General features: G+C 41.1%; 15 protein-coding genes and 1 tRNA gene. 2 read left to right on the top strand and 14 right to left on the bottom strand.

Annotated features, from left to right (window positions below; translation table 11 throughout):
• Positions 1-30: 30 nt before the first annotated feature.
• A complete protein-coding gene (locus PCO85_12835; GenBank protein ID WJV52140.1) occupies positions 31-669 on the top strand; it encodes an RpiB/LacA/LacB family sugar-phosphate isomerase in 639 nt (212 codons plus the stop codon).
• Positions 670-855: 186 nt separating this feature from the next.
• Positions 856-945, top strand: a tRNA-Ser gene (locus PCO85_12840).
• Positions 946-1,246: 301 nt separating this feature from the next.
• Here the strand turns inward: PCO85_12840 and PCO85_12845 are convergent.
• The 14 genes from PCO85_12845 to PCO85_12910 form a co-directional block, all read right to left on the bottom strand.
• Complete coding sequence (locus PCO85_12845) at positions 1,247-1,717, bottom strand: VOC family protein (GenBank protein ID WJV52141.1); 471 nt, start codon at positions 1,715-1,717, stop codon at positions 1,247-1,249.
• Between the two features lie 65 nt (positions 1,718-1,782).
• Positions 1,783-2,891, bottom strand: a protein-coding gene (locus PCO85_12850) for an IS3 family transposase (GenBank protein ID WJV52142.1) whose coding sequence is annotated in 2 segments (ribosomal slippage) — positions 1,783-2,639 and positions 2,639-2,891 — 1,110 coding nt in all. Because the reading frame shifts where the segments join, the coding sequence is not laid out codon by codon here.
• Between the two features lie 293 nt (positions 2,892-3,184).
• Positions 3,185-3,973, bottom strand: a complete 789-nt coding sequence (phoH, locus tag PCO85_12855; GenBank protein ID WJV52143.1) for a phosphate starvation-inducible protein PhoH — start codon at positions 3,971-3,973, stop codon at positions 3,185-3,187.
• Positions 3,974-4,498: 525 nt separating this feature from the next.
• Positions 4,499-5,011, bottom strand: coding sequence for a flagella biosynthesis regulatory protein FliZ (gene fliZ, locus PCO85_12860; GenBank protein WJV52144.1), 513 nt, complete (start codon positions 5,009-5,011; stop codon positions 4,499-4,501).
• Positions 5,012-5,062: 51 nt separating this feature from the next.
• On the bottom strand, positions 5,063-5,785 hold the full coding sequence (locus PCO85_12865; protein WJV52145.1) for an RNA polymerase sigma factor FliA: 723 nt from the start codon (positions 5,783-5,785) through the stop codon (positions 5,063-5,065).
• A 413-nt stretch (positions 5,786-6,198) separates the two neighbouring features.
• Positions 6,199-8,631 (bottom strand): glycosyltransferase, encoded by a 2,433-nt coding sequence (locus PCO85_12870; protein ID WJV52146.1) that lies wholly within the window; start codon positions 8,629-8,631, stop codon positions 6,199-6,201.
• 66 nt (positions 8,632-8,697) lie between these two features.
• A complete protein-coding gene (locus tag PCO85_12875) occupies positions 8,698-9,825 on the bottom strand; it encodes a Gfo/Idh/MocA family oxidoreductase (protein ID WJV52147.1) in 1,128 nt (375 codons plus the stop codon).
• A complete protein-coding gene (locus tag PCO85_12880; protein ID WJV52148.1) occupies positions 9,825-11,003 on the bottom strand; it encodes an ATP-grasp domain-containing protein in 1,179 nt (392 codons plus the stop codon). The genes PCO85_12875 and PCO85_12880 overlap by 1 nt, the downstream gene beginning before the upstream one ends.
• A 133-nt stretch (positions 11,004-11,136) precedes the next feature.
• Positions 11,137-12,207 carry a class I SAM-dependent methyltransferase gene (locus PCO85_12885; GenBank protein ID WJV52149.1) on the bottom strand — a complete coding sequence of 357 codons (1,071 nt, stop codon included), beginning with the start codon at positions 12,205-12,207 and terminating at the stop codon, positions 11,137-11,139.
• 80 nt (positions 12,208-12,287) lie between these two features.
• Positions 12,288-13,412 (bottom strand): DegT/DnrJ/EryC1/StrS family aminotransferase, encoded by a 1,125-nt coding sequence (locus PCO85_12890; protein ID WJV52150.1) that lies wholly within the window; start codon positions 13,410-13,412, stop codon positions 12,288-12,290.
• A gap of 92 nt (positions 13,413-13,504) precedes the next feature.
• A complete protein-coding gene (locus tag PCO85_12895; protein ID WJV52151.1) occupies positions 13,505-17,026 on the bottom strand; it encodes a glycosyltransferase in 3,522 nt (1,173 codons plus the stop codon).
• A 652-nt stretch (positions 17,027-17,678) separates the two neighbouring features.
• Positions 17,679-18,839, bottom strand: a complete 1,161-nt coding sequence (locus tag PCO85_12900; protein ID WJV52152.1) for a hypothetical protein — start codon at positions 18,837-18,839, stop codon at positions 17,679-17,681.
• Positions 18,815-21,361: a glycosyltransferase family 2 protein gene (locus PCO85_12905; protein WJV52153.1), complete on the bottom strand. Its 2,547-nt coding sequence runs from the start codon at positions 21,359-21,361 to the stop codon at positions 18,815-18,817. The genes PCO85_12900 and PCO85_12905 overlap by 25 nt, the downstream gene beginning before the upstream one ends.
• Before the next feature lie 144 nt (positions 21,362-21,505).
• Complete coding sequence (locus tag PCO85_12910) at positions 21,506-22,705, bottom strand: FliC/FljB family flagellin (protein WJV52154.1); 1,200 nt, start codon at positions 22,703-22,705, stop codon at positions 21,506-21,508.
• Positions 22,706-22,984: the final 279 nt, after the last annotated feature.

Genomic DNA, 22,984 nt, shown 5'->3' on the forward strand with positions numbered 1-22,984 from the left:
GTAGTTGTCCGTCACAAAAAAGGAACAAACATGAAAATTGCTCTAATTAACGAAAACAGCCAGGCTGCCAAAAACGAACTGATTGCCGCGACCTTGACTAAAGTGGTTGAACCCATGGGCCATACTGTTTTCAATTACGGTCAATATTCTGCTGAAGATACCGCTGCGCTGACATATGTTCAAAACGGTATTCTAGCAGCCATCCTGCTTAATTCAGGCGCGGCTGATTATGTGGTAACCGGGTGTGGCACTGGTTCCGGTGCCATGCTGGCATGTAACACTTTTCCAGGGGTCATTTGCGGTCTGGTGATCGATCCCTCTGATGCGTACATGTTTGCCCAGATCAACGATGGTAACGCTATCGCGCTACCATTCGCCAAAGGTTTTGGTTGGGGCGCTGAACTGAACCTGCAATATATCTTTGAAAAATTATTTGAATGCGAAGGTGGCCAGGGTTATCCACGTGATCGCGTGATTCCAGAACAGCGTAACAAAAAGATTTTAGATGCCGTCAAGGCAGTTGCTTATAACGATCTGATCAGCATCCTGAAAGGTATTGATCAAGACCTGCTGAAAGGCGCTATTGCTGGTCCTAAATTCAAGGAATATTTCTTCGCCAACAGTAAAGACGAAGTACTCACCAGCTATATCAAATCACTGCTAGCCTAATTGCAAATGTAACATCCAGCCACCGCATTGCCGGTGGCTTTTATCTCTTTCCTGTTTCAGGTTTACCCTTGTTTTTCATACCACGTTCAATGCTTAACCAAATGTTTCAAAACCACTAAATACTACTTGACCGCATGAAGGCGACTCCATATAGTAGCGCCCCGTTGCCCAGGTGGCAGCGAATCCGGTGAGGTGTCCGAGTGGCTGAAGGAGCACGCCTGGAAAGTGTGTATACGTGTAAACGTATCGAGGGTTCGAATCCCTCCCTCACCGCCAGCCCCGCTGATTGCCCTCTGTGGCACGATATTCCTGCCGATCACCGCATGGCACCAAGCGGAATAGCGATCGCCGATTCTACGCTTCAGCCCTGCACTTGGCATTTTGTAGCATCTCAATGAGAGTAAATCCTGTCTGCTGCGACCGGCAAGGTGGACGCTTCCTCGTCATACGGGTGCCTTGACCGCAATATTCTCATGAAGCGCCACATATTCCGCCAGCACGCCAAGAAGCGGCTCGCTCGCTCCATCGATTATCGATCAATTATGGTGGCGTTGGCAGTGTCAATGAAGTTGTCAGCTCACTGTCTTTCACCTATCTCATTATCAGAACCTTTCTCACGAATACGACGCGCCCGACGCTTCTCCTTCTCAACAAAATGCATTGCCTCAAGCTTCAAACCATCAGGGTCGAGGAAATAGACAGCGTAATAGCCTTCACCATAACTGGGATAATCTGCCGGGGCATCGACGATCGTCACTTTCTCCTTCATCAGAAAATCATAGAGTGCATCGACTTCTTCTCGTGCCGCCAGCTCGAAGGCATAATGGTGATAACCAACATCGCCCGTACGGTGTTTATGACGCACGCCCATCGCGTCAGCTTGGGTGATCCAGAACATGGTTTCTCCGTTATTCCAGCCAACAACCTCATCGAACTCCCATTCAAGCTCAAACCCCATGAAGTTCAGCACGCTATCGTAAAAATGCTTCGATTCCTTCAGGTTGCCGACACGAATGGCAAGATGATCTATCCCAACGACGCGAACCATATGCCCTCCTCTTCTGACCACGTTTCAATCGAATAGTGTAGTTCGTACTGTAGTCCCTCCGGTTTTTAGTACCACCGCCAATGAGGATCTCCGGCCAGTTTTTGCCTCGCATAGATAACGGGTGGCATATCACCCAGTGAGCTATGCGGACGTTCTTCGTTATATTCTGCGCGCCAGTCTTCTGTTAGCACACGGACTTCTGACAGTGTTCTGAACAGATACATATCGAGTATTTCTGTTCGTAGCGTTTTGTTAAATCGCTCAATAAATCCGTTCTGCATTGGCCTGCCTGGCTGAATAAAATCGAGTATCACGCCGTGCAACTCTGCCCATTCAGCTAAAGCAGCGGCTGTAAGTTCTGGCCCGTTATCGCTGCGTATAAATGCCGGATAGCCTCTTTCAGCACTTAACCGCTCCAGGATGCGTACAACGCGATGAGCTGGTATATTCAAATCAACCTCGATTGCCAGCGCTTCCCGATTAAAATCATCGACGACGTTAAATAACCTGAATCGCCGCCCGTCGATCAAGGCATCACTCATAAAATCAACTGACCAACAGTGGTTCATTTTATGCGGAATAACCAACGGCTGTGGATGCCTGTTAGGTAAGCGTTTTTTTCCTTTACACCGAAGGTTCAGTTTTAATAATCGGTAGATCCGGTAAACCCGTTTTGCATTCCACGATAATCCTGCTTGACGTAACTTATTGAACATAAGGCCAAAACCATAGGCCGGATGCTGATGTGCAAGTTTTTGTAATGCCTCGACCACGGGCAGATCCCGCGCCGTGTTCGGGCAATAATGCAACAGGCTTCGACTAATACCGATAATCCGGCACCCGCGTCGTTCGCTGGCCTGATGTTCCGTCATGACGTAACGCACCAGCTCACGCTTCTCAGGCACCGTTAAAGTTTTTTTGATACAACATCCTTAAGAATTTCATGATCTAAACTAAGGGATGCGTACATTTGCTTTAACCGGCGATTTTCCTCTTCCAGCTCTTTCATTCGTTTGATATCAGAGGATTCCATGCCACCATATTTGGCTTTCCAATTGTAATAGCTGGCTTCCGACACACCGTTTTCTCGGCACACATCCTTCACATGCCGACCACCTTCAACCTCTTTCAGAACACGTAGGATCTGAGTTTCAGTGAAACGCGCTTTCTTCATGATGAGCCTCCGTTGGTTGTATTTTAACCAGAGAACTCCATTGTGCGGTAAGACTAAATTCAGGGGGGACTACAGTACAATGCAAGCTTGCTTTTCTATCCAGCGACATAATGACGCCAGTTTTTCCAACGGGTAGCTCATGATCGTAAAAAAAGCCCCCCTGACTTGCGGCAGAGGGGCTTTTCTATAGTGAAGCAATACGATTAATTTCAGGATCTACAACAGTGAAACTCGCTTTTCAGCCACAAACACACCGAGGACCAGACGGCAATACAGCCCTCGATGACCTGGATTTAGCTGTAAGCAACCAAGGCATGTTGACATAATTCAGAACGTACACAGTCGTCCTTATCAAACGTCACAATACCCACCATTTCATCTTCTATAAACCGCTCCAGAGCATCACAGAGCCCCGACTTCACACTTGACGGCAAATCACATTGCGTAATATCACCGTTTACTATCACTGTTACATTTTCACCCAAACGCGTTAGAAACATCTTCATTTGATTCACAGTGACATTCTGCGCTTCATCCAGAATAACCACTGCATTTTCAAATGTCCGACCGCGCATATAAGCAAAAGGCGCAATTTCCACCTTCGCTATTTCAGGCCGCAGGCAATACTGCAGAAAAGAAGAACCCAGACGACGCTGTAAGACGTCGTATACCGGTCGGAAATAAGGTGCAAACTTCTCATTGATATCGCCAGGCAAAAAGCCTAAATCTTCATCGGCCTGTAATACCGGACGGGTCACGATTATTCGCTCAACCTCTTTATGAATTAGTGCTTCGGCCGCTTTGGCCGTACTGAGAAACGTTTTGCCACAACCAGCCTCTCCAGTGGCAAAAACCAACTGTTTATTTTCTATTGCAGACAAGTAATGTTCCTGGGCGAATGTACGGGCTTCTATCATCGACGTATCACGGCTTTCCCGCGCCATTCCGATAGACTCAATACCCCCCATCTGAACCAGAGAAGTGACCGATTCTTCCTCACGCTGCCGATGGTTACGTGATTCACGTCTGATAACACGCTTGGCTTCACGACGTGCTTTGATCACTGCTTTTTGTCTTCCCATAGTGGCACCTTACAGTTTGTTTCACTTACCGTAGACTCAAATCCTACGGCGTTTCACTCACAAATGAGGTTTGGCTTCCTTATTAAGCCGGTGAAGAACATGAAATGAAAAAAGCCGATGACCCCTCGTGCGAAGTAGCATCGCGGGGTTGCAATCGGCGTTCGACGTATATGCGGATAGTCATATAGACAAAAGATAAAGCGATAACACAGTGAAGAAATGAAGTGGGAGGGAAGTCCTCCGCATTGATAAGTCGGTAGAAGGAAATACTGGATTTGTTGACTATTTCGTCCAAAGAAGGACTCTGCCATTCGAGCTCCTCACTGTGACAATCACTATTCCCACGAATAATGATTGTCCGCATTAAAGATCCTGATAACTATCTGAAGTAAAATTACCGCCAGACGGTTTCAGTATTATGACAGTGCAATAATCTACCCCGCTTTGGCAAGCACTTTCACACTGCCATAACATAAACATATACTCGATAAGTATCGCCCTCGCAACTCGATGAAAACGATCCAATCAATAATGCCTCTGCCAACTGAGATATTGATCATATTTTCGCAAAGCGCTGCGGTAGGTATTTTGCTCAATATCCGGTAAATAATCACAGATTCTCTGCTGAATATTATCGCTGGTTACAAAACGTTCCTGTGGGTAATTTTTCGCTACTAACAGCTCATCCAGTCGTCTCAATCGAATAACATATTCACGCATTGTGCTATGCCGGACTTCCGTCTGTTCAATCAGATATTGTGTAAATGCTTTAATATCAAAATAGTTAGCATGTGTATTGCAGAATACTTCACTGCAGAAACGACATAGTGGAATTAACTCCTCCTGCACTGATAACCAGACAGCGTTATCAATTAACTGATCCATACCACCGATTGATTTTTTATTGATAAGTTGATTACGAAATACTAACGAAACACGATCTAATTCTTTACCACAATTGGCACAATGCGTTTGTCTATGTTTGAAGTCTTTTAAATAACGGCTGAGAAGTTGTTTCTTCCTAGTTGATTGCGACATGAGTCCATTCCATAACAGTATAGTAAGATAACTACATGTCTACGCTTCCAATTAAACATCGTTCATTAATTTTACACGCAGACGCTTTATCGCCTGGCTATGCAACTGGCTAACTCGTGACTCCCCAACATCCAGAACAGCACCGATTTCCTTCAGATTCAGTTCTTCCTGGTAATAAAGAGTCAGCACCAGCTTTTCACGCTCTGGCAAATTTTCAATCGCCTCCATCACTCTCTCACGAACACTAACATCCATGAGCTGACGCAGCGGATTGGCCTCTTCATTTCCCTCCAACAACGCACCAGCGCTATCACCATGTTCTTCGCGCCATTCATCGTAAGAAAACAGCTGGCTATTGTTAGTATCCAACAAGATCTGACGATACTCTTGCAGAGTGATATCCAGAGCCTGAGCAACTTCTTGCTCAGTGGGTGCCCTGCCTAACAGCTGTTCAGCCTGACGCATAGCATTAGCCACTTCACGAGCATTACGTCGCACACTACGAGGTGCCCAATCCCGACTCCGGAGTTCATCCAACATCGCACCACGGATACGCTGTACGGCATAAGTCGTAAATGCCGTGCCTTGCAACGAATCATAACGCTCCACTGCGTTGAGCAGACCAATACCTCCCGCCTGCAACAGATCGTCAAGCTCTACGCTCGCAGGGAGACGAACCTGTAATCGCAGAGCCTCGTGCCGCACCAAGGGGATATAGCGCTGCCAGAGAGAATTTTTATCCATTGTGCCTTCGGCGGTATACAGATCGCTCACAGTGACAAATACCTACGATGATAATGTTATCGATACTATTATGCGTTTGGTCTACATAGATAATCGAATGAATAACTCTATAAAAGAGCCGCTATTTCTTCCCATACTGAAAAATCTTTACATTTCTCAGGCCAAAACAGCCCACGTAGCACCTAATGTAAGCAGTACGCCACTATTCAGCATCTCAGTCTGACATTACTAGTTAAGCATAACTAGCACAATATGCTACCTTATTTGAGAAATATTACCCTAGCGTTATTAAATGGCCTGTTAAAACGTTATTAATGATAACTATTATCAACGACACACAAAATGATTTTCTATTATTCGTGTTATCAATCCATCGCTTTAACCAGTGAGAACAAAAGCCATGAAGTGTTTTATAAAAAGTTGTTCATCGCCATTTGCTAAATTTAAATCACCAATCCCTTTATTAATCTTTGTGAAGACAATCCCATATTGTTAAAAACTTCAAGTATCTTGGGACTGCTTTGCACAGCAGAAATTAATATTGGATCATCAGATTCATACAATTTATCCGGATGATAAACATCAACACCTAAAAATTGAGTATTTATCTTTGAAGGCGTATTATCAACTATATATTTAACCGATACCATCTTAAAGAAGTTAGAATTTTCCAGTAATAATTTTGTCTGCGCACCCGCACCCCAAATAATCACACTCGAAAAATCTTCTTTATTTGCCAAAATATTTTCCTGCCCTATTGAAGATAATATGCTTACTATCTCGGTATATCTATCCAAGGGAATAGACGATATCCTCTGACGGAGTAAATCGTCGAAAAACACATATCGGCATCCACTTTTAACCAAAAGCCCATACAGTAAAATAGCTGACACAGCTGGCATAGCATCAACTGTTTCTTTTTTAAAGTCATAGCTTATCTGAAAATTACAAGATAAAAGTTCATTTTCAAGCATGGTTTTAACGAAAGCTAATACTTCGCTTTTATCATTATTATTTTCCGTAAAAATGTATTTTATTGTTATGTTTTGTGGTCTTAATGAAGCATATTTCTTTAAATTATTAATAACTCTATCAAATCCTTTATTCTGCCTTATTTGAAAAAACTTGCTCTTTGTCCCTGCATCGATACTGGTAATGACATTTGCTCTATCATTATTAATGGCATCAGATAACGCATCGATAAATTTGGTTGAATTAGTAATAACTCGCTGTTTCAAATTGGGAAATTTATTAGATAAATATCTTAGATGCGCAGGAAATTCTTTATCCAGAGTTGGTTCACCTCCACCCCAAACAATAGAATTACATAATGAAAGGTCTATATTTTTCAATAAATCATAAATATCATAGCTGGCTTCTTTTCCGCCATAATACTTATCACTACAGTATTCGCATTTCATGTTGCATACAGAGTGATATTCTAATGAAAGATGTTCAGGTTTCAGTTCATCAAGATCCCCCCACTCATCAAATTCCAGGAATGGGCATCCATCACATTCAGGGGCTTCACCTTTATTAATGCGTGAAAATAAATCCTTTTTCTCTTTTAATATATTCTCGTTTGTAAACTGATTGAAAGTATAGTTATTTTTATTTAAAAGTACCACATCGCCTTTCATTATACCATTTACGAAGAATCGTTTGCAGCAAGTACGGATTTCATCCGGAGCGAAAAATACCGAATGATGTAAATCATAGCAACTCAACATTTTATTTTTTATATTTTTCATAAATGAAGATATCTTTGATACAACAGCATCATCATTTGTTTCCATTAGAGATACAAATTTCTCATGTATTAGGAAATACTTTGTTTTCAAAACAATTTTCTTTACACCAGACAGTCTGTTTTCTGCCTCTTTCCATAAAGTATAAATGACCTGATACAATTCCATTTTATCTTTAGGATCTAACATCCATATTTCTCTGATGCGAGTCGCTACTATACCAATAAAACCCACATACAAATTTCTGAGCAACAATGGGGATAACGAATCTTGCTTAATCAAAAAATCATGAATTTCATTAAAGGCCCGGAAAAAACCTTCAATATGAGAGGATGTTATGCGATTAATTATAGAACCACTTCTATTATTTTTTAAATAAATTTTATTATTTACAACACCTATTTTTTTTGCATGGAAATATACTTTGAAAATGAAATCTATATCCTCATGAAACCCGTGATGAAAAACAATCTCATTATTAATAATTAACCTGCGTTCTATAACAGTATAGATGACGGATCCATCCATTTTCAATGAAATATAGTCGCAGATTAGTTTTTGTTTCCTCTCCGTCAAATTAACTAAATCCGTTCTCCCACCGCGCTGATTTTCTCTACATTCTTGGGTATATTGCCAATCGAATCCAACAATCTGAACATCGTTATCTTTAATGTAGTTATAAAGTATCTCAAGTGCATCAACAGAGAGAAGGTCATCGGCATCTAAAAATATAATCCACTTACCTCTTGCTGCGGATATTCCTATATTTCTCGCAATGCCTGGACCACTATTAATCGGCGTGGTTAATATATTAATATTGAAACTATGCGGTAATAATTGCAATTGACTGAGTGTTTGATCGGTAGAACAGTCATCAATAACAATGACTTCAAACATCAAGGAATTGACTTTTTTCTGATTTTCAATGCTTAATAAGCAATTATGAATATAGGATTCGCCATTATATACAGGAATAATAATAGAAAAGAAAGGGGAGTTATTCTCATCAAAATCCACAGTAAGAGACTTGCTATCCACATCAAGAGAAGTGACAATTCTGGCTGGAGGTATAGCGTCATTATTCACGTTGCTAATGACATCATTTAATAAGTTATTTTCAGCACGCATACTCAGGTCTCTATAATTTTAAGGATATAATGGCACGATTAATATAATGCTAAGCAATAGTAATAATTATATTTTTACCTTACATCCTTTAATTGCACTGGTATTGACTTTATTTAAAAAATCAAGACCCTGGTACGCGACATCAATACCAAAGACATCACTATTGCATTCTCCTCTGAGTGAAGCAGCAATATCCTCATAAGAGTTAGCGAAAGCTTCAATAAACCCAGCAGGATGCCCGGCTTTGAATCGACTATATCGTGCCTGGTTAGCCACAATATTATCCGGGTGTGTACGGTCAACAGTCCAGGAACTACCACTTATGTTACTGATATGCAAATGTTCAGGGTCCATCTGTATCCATTCAGCCGAGCCTTTACTACCAAACACACGTATTTTTAGACCGTTACGATAACCAAGAGCAGCTTTGCTATACCAATAATTGCACACTATTTCATTAGTATAATTAGATATGCAATGAACAGTGTCGATAACATGTGGAACTTCACCAAATGTATGATGTGTAGCATAAACATCCAGGGCTTTTTCTCCAATCAAAAAGTCAACCATTTGATGGACATGTACCCCAAGATCCAATGAAACCGTAGGTATTACACCGTCGTGTTGGCGCCAATTCTGAGGCCGGGGAGACTCACCTTCTGCTGTATGACGTAAAAAACCCTCCTGGGGCATTTCAATCATTATTTGCCTTATTACCCCAAATTCTTGCTGAGCAATTCGCTGGCGCAATTCTCTAATCATGGGATAACCACAATAATTAAACGTAACTAATAACGTCCCCTGATGAGAGTTCAATGCAGTACGAATTTCCTCGACTTCACAGATACTCCCGGCTAATGCCTTTTCACAAATCACGGGTAATTGCTGTTCAATACAGGAGATAACGACATCTTTATGCATAGGGGTAGGCGTGAGTACGACTACTGCGTCTAGCATTTTTCTTTCTGCTTCAAGAAACTCAGCAAGACTGCTGTAAGCCCTGTCAAGTGAGACACCCCAATCATCTGCGGTAATTTTATTCGTTTGTGCTTCACGACTGAAAAAACCGGAAACCAGCTCAAAGCTACCATCCATTTGAGAAGCAATTTTATGGGTTTCGCCCACAGCTGAATTTATTCCTCCGCCGATGAAACCAATCTTCAGCCTCGGATAGTGCTTTGAGATATCTCTCATTATTCCTGCCTCGCAAAAGTACTTTTAACAAAAAAATAGTCTTTAAGAAACTGAGTATGGAATGACATTTCTTCTACATTCTTAAACTCAGAAAATATAATACCTGCACGATCCTGTGGTGCTGCTTGTAAAACCTCTCCACATGTTTTAAGCAAAACAGCTTCAATAACTCTGCAAGGCGCCCTTTCACATTGGAGCGCCATAAAAGGAACAGATTCACTGGTTGATACGGTATGTCTGGAAATAAATCGTTTTAGCGCTGGTCTGTATTCAGAAATAGGCACTGAATGTCGAAAAAATGGTGCAACAAATAATGTTGAGTAAGCGATATTTGTCGAATATTGAACCAATTGACTATATAAATCACCAGGACAGCGCCGTGTTACCTCAATCAGCCAAAAATCTTTTCCATTATAAATAAACTGCGTATGTAATAGTCCATCACAAAGCTGAAGATCTGAAACTAGAGCCTGCAAGCAATCACTGATTCTATTTTTCAGCGTCTCATCCATTTGAATATTCAAACAACTACTGTTAACCTGATAAGGATAAATAGTGCAGAATTCATTGACAAAAAACTCACACGCGATACGCCCATCACGAATAAACGCCGAATGACTGTGTAAAGACCCCTCTTTAAACTCTTCCAGTACCGCCTCGCCAGAAACTGACTCACGAATAGCCGTCTGGTAGGCCTCCTTTACATTTTCTTTCTGATTTACCTGAACAACACCACGACCACTATATGCATCAGTCGGTTTAACTAAAATAGGATAGTGCAGCTGGTTAGCAGCCTCAACCGACGTTACTGCATTGGGAACCGGAAAGCCTTTTCTTTGCGCATATACTCTAAACTTATCTTTTTTAAGTAAAAGGTTAGTTGTATCCGTAGAGTCAAAACCAGGCAATCCCAATTGTTCTGCTATCCATGCGCCACTGAGATAAGACATATCGGTTACGCCTGGCAATATCGCCTGAATATTTTCTTTTCGAGCCAGTTTAAGAACCTCTTCTCGATTGGCATAGTTTATCGGAAATGATTTTTTAGCCAATAAGTGACCTGGATCAGAAAGTTTACCACTGCAAACTCCCACCGAATGCCCAAAAGACATACTGGCCTGGAGAAGTGGCAAGGAAGAAAAACCAGCATCAAGGATCAGCGTATCTATTTTTGACATTATTGCTCCCAGATAATGCTACTTATAATAATAGAAGACAGATTAATGATTATTTCCTATAATGTCTGTAATAAATAGTATTAACGAAAAAGGGTGATATCCATTCTCCTGATAAAAACAAATATTTTCATGTCTATAATTTTATATATAGCGTATCGCTAATTAAGAAATGTGATGTAACTCGCGGATGATGAATTAATTCATCACCTACACGTTTGGGACCATCGCCAAAGGCCCAATCATAGTCATCAAGCAATATCCATCCTCCCTGCTGTACATATGGCATCCAGGTTTCAATATCATTTTTTACATCTTCATACTTATGATTGCCGTCAACATGAAGAATGGATATTTTACCATTGATAGATGTTTCACCAAATTCTGGTGTAATTAATTTACCAACAGATGTACATCCGGCGTATGTTTCACCGGCAATAACGGAAGGTTCACGAATATAATTAATATTATCAAGCTCTGCTGCTGAGACGAGGAAACCTTCAAAAATCTTGTCATAATTAATAGTATCTGCCATATCATTAACAAGTTTTGCCTGTTCACCTTGATCACCGACATAAATATAGGCCCATGGATCCACACATATCACATTTCCGATATTATGCTTCGTTGCCAACCAAGCCATTGCATATGCCGATCTTCCCCACAAAGTACCAACTTCTACAATATCCCCGCAGGGGATATTTCTAAATAAATAGCACAACACTTTAAGTTTACTTTCATCACTTTGTCCTGGTACGTTATTGTAATTAATAATTAAATTTGCGTACTGGTTTTTTCTAAGTGCCGGGGCCGTTAGCTCTATATTTCGGAATACATCATCAATACAATTCTCAGCCCAATTATAAGCTGCATCAAATTTTTTATATAACTGCTTATGTATATAATCATTACATAATTGGAAATGAAATTCTGTCTTATTTTTCTCTTTTAATTTTTCCAGATAATTTAGTACTACGTCATGAGGTGCATAAATATGACTAATATTTTCTTTAAGCAAAAGTGACTTAAATTCACTATCAAAGCTGTCCTGACTGATATAGGGTAGATAAGCCGATTTGTAGCTTAATCCTTCAGGATTAGAAGACGCACGAACCACTTCCATTCCCATAAGTATCGCTGATTGTGCGTATTCCTCTGCTTCTGGTAAATTACAGGGGAAGACAAGTAATTTACTTTTATTGTTCATAAAATAACCTTTAAAATGTACGTCTGAGATGCCGTTTTAAGGTGCTCAACCAGTAAATTATCATCATATGTAGATATCAGTTAATGCGATGCTGTAGCTATTGAAGATGTTATTATAGAAATAACTCTATCTTGATCAGATGCTGATAACCCTGGATAGATAGGGAGGCAAAGAACAGAACATGCAACACTATTAGCCATGGGCAGCAATGAAGCACATGCGCTGGGTAATCCCCGATACATGGGAAAATCACTAATCAAAGGATAAAAATATCGTCTGGTGAAAATTCCATTTTCTTTTAGTGCAGCAAACAACTCATCTCTACTAACAGGAGAGTTATTCTTGATAAATATTGGGAAATAAGAATAATTCCACTCTATAGATTCGGGAACACTCGGTATTGAAATATAAGGAACATAGGCTAATAATTCACAATATCGATTACATATTGACTGTCGTTCTATCAATGCATCATCAATGTAATTTAGCTGAAGCAACCCGAATGCGGCTTGTATCTCACTCATTTTACCATTGATCCCTGGAGCAACTACTTTGGTTTCTTCCGCAAAACCAAAATTCTTCAGGTAATCTATTCGTTGTTTCATCTTGGCATCAGGACAAATAATTGCCCCACCTTCAAATGTATTGAAAACTTTTGTCGCATGCAGGCTAAGAACAGAAAGATCGCCATAACGCAGCACACTACTATTGCCTTTTTTGACACCAAAGGCATGTGCTGCATCGTAGATGATCTTCAAACCATAGGTATCAGCAATATTCTGAATTTTATCAACGTCACAAGGAATGCCATAGCAATGTACGGGTAAAATAGCTGACGTCTCGGGTGTAATAGCGGCTTCGATTCGGTCAGGATCAATATTACAGGTAACAGGATCGATATCGACAAAAACCGGTTTTAATCCATTCCATAATAAGGTATGAGATGTAGCAACAAATGAATAAGGAGTCGTAATCACTTCCCCTGTAATTTTCAGCGCTTGTAATGCGGTCAATAAGGCCAAGGTGCCATTAGTAAATAAGCACAAATGCTCCACCCCAAGATAATCAGCTAGTTCTTTCTCTAATTGTTGATGGAATGGTCCCCCATTTGTCAGGCATTTATTTTCCCAGATCTTTTCCAGGTAAGGAATAAACTCATTCAGTGGCGGCAATAATGGGCTTGTAACATATATATTATTTTTCATAATGCGACCTTTTATTCGCAAGATTTTATATATCCTGCCAAACCAGAGGATATATAAATAACAAGTTCACAAAAATAACCGTATAGCGATTATCATGATTTTTTTGGTAACCAAGAGCGGAGATATAATTTAATATTATCGTTTTCAAGCATCCAGTTGCTAAAGACATGATGTCTTAATTCTTTACCTTTAGCATTCATTGCATTTCTATCATGCAAATGCATCTGGATGGCAGATAGCCAATCTTTATAACGATTTTTAACTCTTGTAACAGGGAGATTATCTTTATAACTTTCTATATCGCTACAAATAACAGGAATGCCACACGCACCAAACTCCAGCAAGCGTAAATTATTTCTGCATCGGTTAAATAAAGTGTCTTCCAGAGGTGCAATAGCAAGATCCAGGTTAAGGCTGGCAAGCACCTTGGGATAATCTACATTACCAGAGTATCGATGGAACTCAGTAATATAAGGCTTAAGCCTTTCCGGATATTTTCCAAGAAAGATCCATTCTACTTTTTCCGATAATTCCCGGATAATAGTCGCTAATAAAATAATATCACCAGGACTTAAATCATGAGTAACACACCCTATTCTCACTTTTTCAGATGGTTGACACTCCTGTTGCAGAGCTTTCCATTCACTGTTCAGAAAAGAAGGCAGAATGCAGATATCACGGTGATCTTTACTATAAAGTTCAGCTAATGTCTCTGACGTTGTTACCACACGATCAATAAAGTCAAATTGTGCTATTAAATGTTTACTTTTCCCATGTCCGTTCTTCTTGATTAAACCAGCAGATAAGAAATGTTCATCGATATCACACACGGTAAAAATAGGGTTTAAAGTTTTGATTTGATCCAACCAACGATGATATTCAGCGAGATGGCATCCCTGGACAACCAACACATCAGGATTAAAACGATAAAATTCAGGAATGGTTAAACCTTTCTGAATCACGATTCCATCCAAAAACCCTTCAGATTTCATCTTTTCCAGTGGATGTATGATACGCGAACTAGCACTTCTTTTATCTTCACCGCTCCAAGCCATGATCATCGGTACTGGACGCCAACTCAGCGGCTGCCAGGTTAGTGCTGAATTCCATTCAGGCTCATACCCTTTCCCTTTTAATGACAAGTTTTTATTATAAGAAGGGTCATTTGCTATCAAAGGCAACCAACGCCGATAGACATCAACTTCATATTCACTCAATGCTTCATACGAAGATGACGCTCTTCCTGTATTGTCCTGAGCAATAACAGCATATGGAGTCCATACCGACATGTATCCTGATTCTCTGACTTTAAGTCCAAAATCAATATCACGAAGTGAACTAATCTGAATATTCTCGTCCATTCCTCCGACATGAGTATATACCGATTTCTTAACCAGCAAACAATCCCCACTCAACACACAATAATTTTGGTCAGCGTTCAGGCGCTGCATATAACCGGCGTTGTCAAATATTTCTCCCATAAATGGGCTGTCAGAAATACCATTCAATCCCAAGATGACACCAGCAGAACCTATTGTTCTATCAAGGTTAATCAGCTTAGCACCTACGCACCCCACTTCAGGACGCAAACCCTGATTTAAAAGATTATCAAGCCAATCTACCTGAACCAATAGCGCATTTATATCCAATAGTAGTACGAATTCACCACTGACTTCCTCTATTGCATGATTCATTAATGCCGGAATAGCTGACAAATGGGGATATGACAAAACGCGGATACGTGATGAATCCATTTCTGCCACCGCACTTAGCCAGGTATGGATTTCACTATTGCATGTCTGTCCTTTAACAAGAATTAATTCGTATTTAGCATATTGCGTTTTTTCCAGCAGGCTGGTCACACAACGTTGCAGCGAGGAAAGTGAGCCTTGCGCGATGACAATAATTGAAACCAGTGGCGACGCTTGCTGATGTCCATATACTAGCCGATATCCACCTACGGAATGTGGAATGACCTGGCTCCCCGAATAGCCTCTATTCTGCAAATGGCGCATGATAATAGAAATGTTTTCTTCATGGGAGTTATTGATTCGATGAGCCTCAATCAATATAGGTTCAGATAAATGCCCAATACCCGAGATATCTTTACTTTCAATTAATCGAATAATAGCATCGAACTCAAACGATACAATGAAGTCCAAATCAAAACCGTCGATATCAATTAATGCCTGACGATGAAATAACCAGTCTTTAGCCATTCTCTGTGGCAAACTGAGTAATAAATCAAGATTAAAATCCGGGAAAAACTCAGCAGTAATATTATCTTCAGAGTCACACACCAGGATATCGCTGTAAACCGCATAGCAACTCTCGTTTTTTACCAGGTTTAAACCGGCGATAAGTAAGCCATTTAGAGTAAAATATGTACCTGAATATACGCACTGTAACCAGTCAAAATCATACTGTTCTATAACCTGATTAAGTAGTGTATGTGGTTGTTCTGCAATGAGAAGGCTTACCCAATCTGTTACAGATTCATATAATTCAATATGATCAGCGGTCAGGACAACACACTCAATGTATGGATATTCTTGTCTGGCCACAGCCAATGTATCAATGGTTGAATATATATCATCTTTATCGCCACCAATATTAAGAATAGCAATACAAAATTTAGGCATCATATGATGCTCGTCAAATGCTTTCTGGATTAATAATTTTTGCCCAGATGACACCATTCGTGTAGATAGCCAACCATTCAAATCACATACTGCTTTTGTACGCGTATATTGTTCGGCTTTTTTCTGTGTCAGTTCAAAAAACACATTTAATTGCTGAAAAAATATATTTTCTAATCTTTCATAATGCTCTTTTACTTTATAGAGATTAGATTTTACTGACTCTAGTTCTGCCGGGTCATTACTCCAGGCCACACCAACATTACCAATATCAGACATTGTTTCTTGTGTAATGGCATACTTTTCATAACCAGGTGCAACCCTTGAGATGACAGGACAGCCGCACAATGTTGCTAGTACACAAGTACTCGATGCTTCATAAGTATATAATGCCCGGCCTCTTTTAAGTACTTGCGCTAATTCTTTCAATGGTAGTGGATCGGAAATAGATAATATCCGTATACCTTCAGGTAAAGTTAAAAAATCGACAGAATCCGGACTCACTCTATTTAAATATAAAAGATCAAGATCTTTTTCTTTATTGTCATCACAAAATAGGTTGAAATCATAAAAATCCAATCGTAGTAGATTTACGTTAGCTTCATTATCAGCAAGCTCTTTACGGAAATAGAAGAATAAATCATCCTCGCCTTCTTCAAGCATATTTCCATTAAGCAATGCTTCTTTGTTAAGCATAAATCTAACACATACAGGCGCATCAATCGGGTTGCCTGAAATAATTTCCGGATATATCGCAATAAAAACCCCGCCATTTGATTGATGTCTCTGCGAATCGTCTACGCTCAATAAAGGAGCATTCCAGTCAGGGTTTACTACATTACATCCCACCATATATGCTTCTCCGCCCTGTTCATTAATTAAATGACACAAACGATGAAGCACCCGGATGCCAGAAGAAGACTCTCTGTAATCTGGTGATGTAATATAATATGGATATTTATTTTTTTTGCTCATTAGTAATCCGACGATAAAAGAGAAACATTCAACGTGATTTATACCTTAAATAACTCGAGTTGCAGGAAAGCAGTAATCAAATGGACCGCCAAGAGCTTACATAAATAAGTGACTGAGGTGAGCAATGGCAGCCAACGTACCTACAACGTGAAATATGATGGGTATATTTATTTATTGTTCTTATATATTCATTTAAATAAAAAGGCCATAGGCTAATAACACCTACAGTTGTGTGGCATTTACAAACGATATACTGATGTCTTTTCGACATATGAGAAAAACGCAAGGGTCACGCTACCGCCTTGGCTCACAGCAACCAACACGCTTATAACATCATCAAGATGCAGGAATATTGCCTGCATCAAGTAATTCATCCGAATACCAGACCAACTGCCCGTTTTTGTAAAAAACCATTACAGTACGCAAAGGATACCCACCCCATGATACCAATAAAAACATCATTAACTGGCATGCAAGACACGTAATCTAGCCTATGAATACCTATTGTTTTCCTGCTCTATTCCCTGCATTGAAAATACTATTCACCATAAACTCTCGAGATAAATACTATGAGGGGACTTAATGTCCTATTACAGATTCTTTTTAAAAAGCAAGGAGAGATAACGCCTCCTTGCACGTAGATAATTTATTTTTAAGGCATCCAGGCCGTAAGCCAGCTTTCTAGTCCCTTTCCTTCCAACATCCAGTTTTGACGGATTGCATTACGTAAAGCATCCCCCATACGCGATGTCGCCTCCATGTCATTAATGTGCATCCGAATCGCATCCGCCCAATCCTTGAATCGATTATTCACCAACGTCACAGGAAGATCGCAGCGATATGGTTCAATATCGGTACAAATTACCGGTACACCGCAGGCCCCCATTTCAAGCAACCTGAGGTTACTTTTACATCGGTTAAATTGATTTATTTCCAAGGGGACTATAGCCAAATCAAGATTCAGGCTGGCAAGTTTTTCTGGATAAAACTCAATAGGGACGCCCATATGGAATTCACAAGCCACATCACTGGGTTTCATCCCCATGAATACCCATTCAACTTCATTTTCGAGCGCTTTCACGACACCTTTAATCAGCGCTAAATCTCCGGCGTGTGAGCTTCCTCCGGCCCAGCCTACACGCGCTTTTTTGCTAACACGGCGATAACTGGCAAGATTTTCCCATAACTCAGGAGACAAGCGATTAAGTGCAACCCGGATATCAGAATGAAACGGTTCATATTCCTTTGCTAATTCAGGTGTAGAAACAACCAACCAGTCGGCCTGCTCTATTGCTCTCCTGATGCGTCTTATCACATCCTGAGAAATACTATGACGAGCATGGCTTGCTACAGGAATATTGGGTAAGTAATCATCGTACTCCAACACAACCTTAGCCCGATTATACTTGCGATAATGCTGCATCAATTGAGGAATTTTCTCACCGGTCACACCTTGTAAGATGATCACATCAGGATCGATGCGCGCGACATCAGTGAGATTAATCATCGGCCCCAGATGAAGCCCACCTTCAATGCAGGCATTTTGTTCAAGATGTTTAAATGGCTGTATTAACCGGTAATGCCCGCAACCAAACCAGTCAGCATGGCATCCCAGAACAACCGGCAACGGACGTCCTGGCAATGGTGTCTGACAACGGGATGATGTTATTGAGAACTGAAATCCAGGCACTTCACGGCTGAATGCCGGATGATAAGCCGGATCATTAGCCAACTGGGGTAACCAATGTTGAAAAAGCCTATCAATCTGAACGTCATCAGCCTGAGGTTCTATACCAAACAAGTCGGATCGCAAGCGGGTTGCCCCCCTTGATGATGCAACTGAATTTCAGGAGTCCAGACAATAAGATAGCCAAGCTGGCGGGCTTTAAGTGACAGATCGACATCGCCAAAATAAACAGGAAAATCCTGTGTATCAAACCCGCCCAGCTCAGTAAAAACGTCCCGACGCATCATCATACATGCCGCACTCACCGCGCTGACATTATGTGTAACTTTCAAACCGTTCAGATATCCATCACTATTACCATCCATCCCTTGACAAGCAATAGCCGCAGCGCCATCCAGCCCTAAAATGAACCCGGCATGTTGAATACTGCCATTGGAAAATACCAGCTTACAACCCACAATGCCCACTTCAGGACGCAATGCATGTTGCAACAACACAGATAACCAGTTGCTATCTGTGATTTCAATATCGTTATTTAAAAACAGTAGAACGTCACCGCGAGCATGTTCTACAGCATAGTTATTAATGGCTGAAAAGTTAAAAGCATCCGGCCAGCGTAGTATCCGAATATTGTCCAACTTCATACAATCCAGTTGGTTAAGGAACTGACAGGCCGCTGCATCCTGTGAATTATTATCTACAATTAACAGTTCATAATGTGGGTATAGTGTCCGTTCCATCAGACTCTCAACACATTTACGGAGTACCGACAGATTGTCGCGAGTTGGGATCACAATTGATATGAGTGGCTGAACAGGGAGATTATAACTTATTTTTAGCGTTCCCTGACATGCACCTTCACTAACCTGTGCGCCGATACTCAATCGCGATAAGTGAGCCTTTACCGCCGTTGCGGAGAGGTCTAGTACCTTACCTTTTTGCAACCAATCAACCACTGACTCTTCAGCATGTAATAGCACCTCAGGAACATGTCCCAGTGCCTGAGCCCCCACTTGCTCAACAAATCGCCAAGCTAAATCAACCAGCACTGCATCCTGTAATTCAGCATTCAACCCACCAACCTGAACAGCATGTTGAGGAGAAAAAGCTAACGATTTGCCGATATAGGGAAAACTACGCAGCATGTCGATATTACTATCCGGTTTCAGCACTAATTTTTCTGGCTCACAGCCATTAAGGACATCTTCGTCGACATAGCAAACTAATGAATGGCTATTACATACTCGATGCTCCGCCAATAGTAACAACGCTTGTGGTTCAAGGAGATCGCCAGAATGGATAACAAATAGGTAGCCCTCATTAAAGGCTGTCAAACGAGTGTTGATCTCCTCCGCCCAGTGGACCGAACTCGTAATCCATTCACCCTGAGTAAAACCATCAGGCTGTGCCAATGGTGAAATGATCAATAACTGATTAGGTGATAATAATTGTTCGCTAAGACTCGCTAAAGACCGTTTGATTTCTATAGCGTTTCCCTTATTATCAACCAGCACTACCGCTATTTTCCCCAAACTGTCCTGCGACTCAAGAATAGTACGTAACAATATGGCTCGGGTAGCAGATGGTCGCCGATCTTGTTGCCAGCGAGCCAGTGAATATGGTGGCAGAGCGACACTTTTACGTATTTTATTGTGAAGCGCTAATTCCTGGACTACTGGTTCGGAAATTTTCTTGAGATAAGGAGGAGCCAGTTTTTCCAGTAATGAACTAAAACGCCGAGAGAATCTCCAGCGGTTAATGAATTCAGCTTGATGTGCAACCGAGAAATTTAGAGCAATCTCAAACCCGCTGCGCAATTCATTAATCAGTGAAGCAATATCAATCTTGCGTGATGATTCACTAGCTGAAAAACCTTCTTTGATGGCCAACTGAATATTTTTGTCACTAAGGTAGCCAATGCCACCATGCTCACCATAAACATAAGCGGGAATCCCCATACATAGCGCATAGGCAACCCCTTCCAGAGTAGAAATAACAACATCCGCACTATTAAATTGCGCGGCTGATACAGCTCCACTCGTAACACAATCACTGGTTATTCCATTAACCATCAATTGTTTCTGTAATTCATAGACTTCCTGCGCAGACTGCTCTGTAATAATGAGCGCGTGAGATAGTTTTTCACAACGACGATAATGCTCCGACTTGCAGAAATGTTCAGCTACCCAATAACCAGACTCAATTTTATCGTGCGAAATACCCGCCTGAATAAACATTTGTGCATGAGCAGAGGATACACAAAGTATGCTATCGGCTAATTGGCCTTCCAAATAATGGTTAAGATACGTAGTCGGTGAAGTACTTAAGTGGGAAAAGACAATATTACTTTCAATGCCAGTAGATTCTAATCGACTCAGCATATCAACACTGAAAATCGAATCCTGCACCCATAGAAACTCATAATGGTTATCAAATTCATAACTCTCATGACTCCATTGGTCGACGATGAGGATCTGATCTTTTAAATCCCACTGTCCTATTTCTTTCTGACATGCACCACCATAATAATGTGTATAAACATCAACCAACCATCCATTAGTCACTAAATAGCGAATGGCCTCCAGTATGACGACTTGCTCATAGTGGAATTCAGAAAGTTGATTAATACTCAATAATGCACGAGGCATATAAATATCCTTGAAAGTAAGCATCGTCGAGGGGCAGATAGAAAAACAGAATACGCACATTAGCATACTGAAATAATACCAATGGCTGGTTAAGAGCAAAAAAAACCCGGCTTTCGCCGGGTTTGAACGTAAAATTCACAGCTATTACTGCAGCAGAGACAGAACGGTCTGTGGAACCTGGTTAGCCTGTTTCAGAACAGAAGTACCCGCCTGTTGCAGGATCTGGGCACGGCTCATATTAGAAACTTCAGTTGCATAATCAGCATCCTGAATACGACTTCTAGCTTCCGTCAGGTTGTTAACAGTATTGTTCAGGTTACTGATAGCAGAGGTGAACCGATTCTGAATCGCACCCAACGAACTACGCTGTACGTCAACCGATGATATTGCTTTATCAATTGCAGCCAACGGGCTACTCGTTGCACCAGAAGTCAGCTTCTTCAGACTCATGTTCGCTGTATCCAGCTTAAATGCTGCGGTACCAGTAGTCGTGCTGGTATCGGCACTCTGCGGATCTACTGCAATGTAGAAGGAACCAGTAGTACCAGAAGCGATATCAAAACCGTTTGCTTTCAGGTTGTTTTCTTCAGTAGCGCTGGTAGCAGTGATGTCAACTTTAACAAACCAGTTGCCTTTACTATCCTGAGTGGCACCCGTAGCAACAGTAACACTACCAGAAGCGACACCCAGTTTTGTTGCCAAATCACCAGGGGTTGATTCAGCGGCAGTAGTACCCGTTACATTGGTAGTTGAACCATAAGCTTTCTGGTAATCTGCCGTAGCCAAGGCACCCGTTGCAGTGCCGCCGTTTGGACCAGTTACATTGAAACCATCCAGGCCCAGAGTTTTGGACGTTACTTCTTTCAGTCCGATATCAATAGTTTGGTTATCATTAGCACCCACCTGAATAGACATGGTGGTATCTTTGCTCAGTACGTTTACACCGTTAAATTGAGTTTGAGCCGATACACGGTCAATTTCATCCATACGGGCTTGGATTTCATCCTGCATAGAAGAAAGGTCACTAGCAGAGTTGGATCCGTTCTGTGCCTGAACTGTCAGTTCACGCACACGTTGTAAGTTGTTGTTGATTTCGTCCAGGGCACCTTCAGTGGTTTGTGCGATGGAAATACCGTCGTTGGCATTACGTGCAGCGACAGTCAACCCTTTGATGTTAGCAGTGAAACGGTTAGCAATAGCTTCACCGGTTGCATCATCTTTAGCGCTAGTAATACGCAGGCCCGAAGACAAACGAGCAATAGCAGTGCTCAAAGATGACTGAGATTTGTTCAGATTGTTTTGGGTCAACAGCGACAGGCTGTTTGTATTAATGACTTGTGCCATAATGGTGTTTCCTTTTCAATTCAAGTCGGTTTTAGGTTTCGGGCTGTTGCCCACGGCGTTAAATCACCGTCCTAAGCTGTATCGGCACAGCCTAAAGAAGCTTTAGTTTTTTTTAAAAAAGTCGGTTGAACCTTTTAAGAACCAGGTACTTTCTCATGGCACCGCATTACCCATCATGACATTACGTTTTCATATAGTTATGAGAGGTAATAAAATTCATTTTTACTATAAACTTTTCAGCGCAACATCCGATATAGCATCATTAGCACAAAAATAAGG

Source organism: Prodigiosinella aquatilis (assembly GCA_030388725.1).
Taxonomy (GTDB): domain Bacteria; phylum Pseudomonadota; class Gammaproteobacteria; order Enterobacterales; family Enterobacteriaceae; genus Prodigiosinella; species Prodigiosinella aquatilis.

Bases quoted from the DNA above. Each gene is read 5' to 3' on its own strand.
- PCO85_12835 (WJV52140.1), top strand. From the start codon at position 31: ATGAAAATTGCTCTAATTAACGAAAACAGCCAGGCTGCCAAAAACGAA.
- PCO85_12895 (WJV52151.1), bottom strand. From the start codon at position 17,026: ATGAGCAAAAAAAATAAATATCCATATTATATTACATCACCAGATTAC.
- PCO85_12845 (WJV52141.1), bottom strand. From the start codon at position 1,717: ATGGTTCGCGTCGTTGGGATAGATCATCTTGCCATTCGTGTCGGCAAC.
- PCO85_12910 (WJV52154.1), bottom strand. From the start codon at position 22,705: ATGGCACAAGTCATTAATACAAACAGCCTGTCGCTGTTGACCCAAAAC.
- phoH (WJV52143.1), bottom strand. From the start codon at position 3,973: ATGGGAAGACAAAAAGCAGTGATCAAAGCACGTCGTGAAGCCAAGCGT.
- PCO85_12870 (WJV52146.1), bottom strand. From the start codon at position 8,631: ATGCGTGCTGAAAATAACTTATTAAATGATGTCATTAGCAACGTGAAT.
- PCO85_12885 (WJV52149.1), bottom strand. From the start codon at position 12,207: ATGAACAATAAAAGTAAATTACTTGTCTTCCCCTGTAATTTACCAGAA.
- PCO85_12890 (WJV52150.1), bottom strand. From the start codon at position 13,412: ATGAAAAATAATATATATGTTACAAGCCCATTATTGCCGCCACTGAAT.
- PCO85_12905 (WJV52153.1), bottom strand. From the start codon at position 21,361: ATGCCTCGTGCATTATTGAGTATTAATCAACTTTCTGAATTCCACTAT.
- PCO85_12875 (WJV52147.1), bottom strand. From the start codon at position 9,825: ATGAGAGATATCTCAAAGCACTATCCGAGGCTGAAGATTGGTTTCATC.
- PCO85_12880 (WJV52148.1), bottom strand. From the start codon at position 11,003: ATGTCAAAAATAGATACGCTGATCCTTGATGCTGGTTTTTCTTCCTTG.
- fliZ (WJV52144.1), bottom strand. From the start codon at position 5,011: ATGTCGCAATCAACTAGGAAGAAACAACTTCTCAGCCGTTATTTAAAA.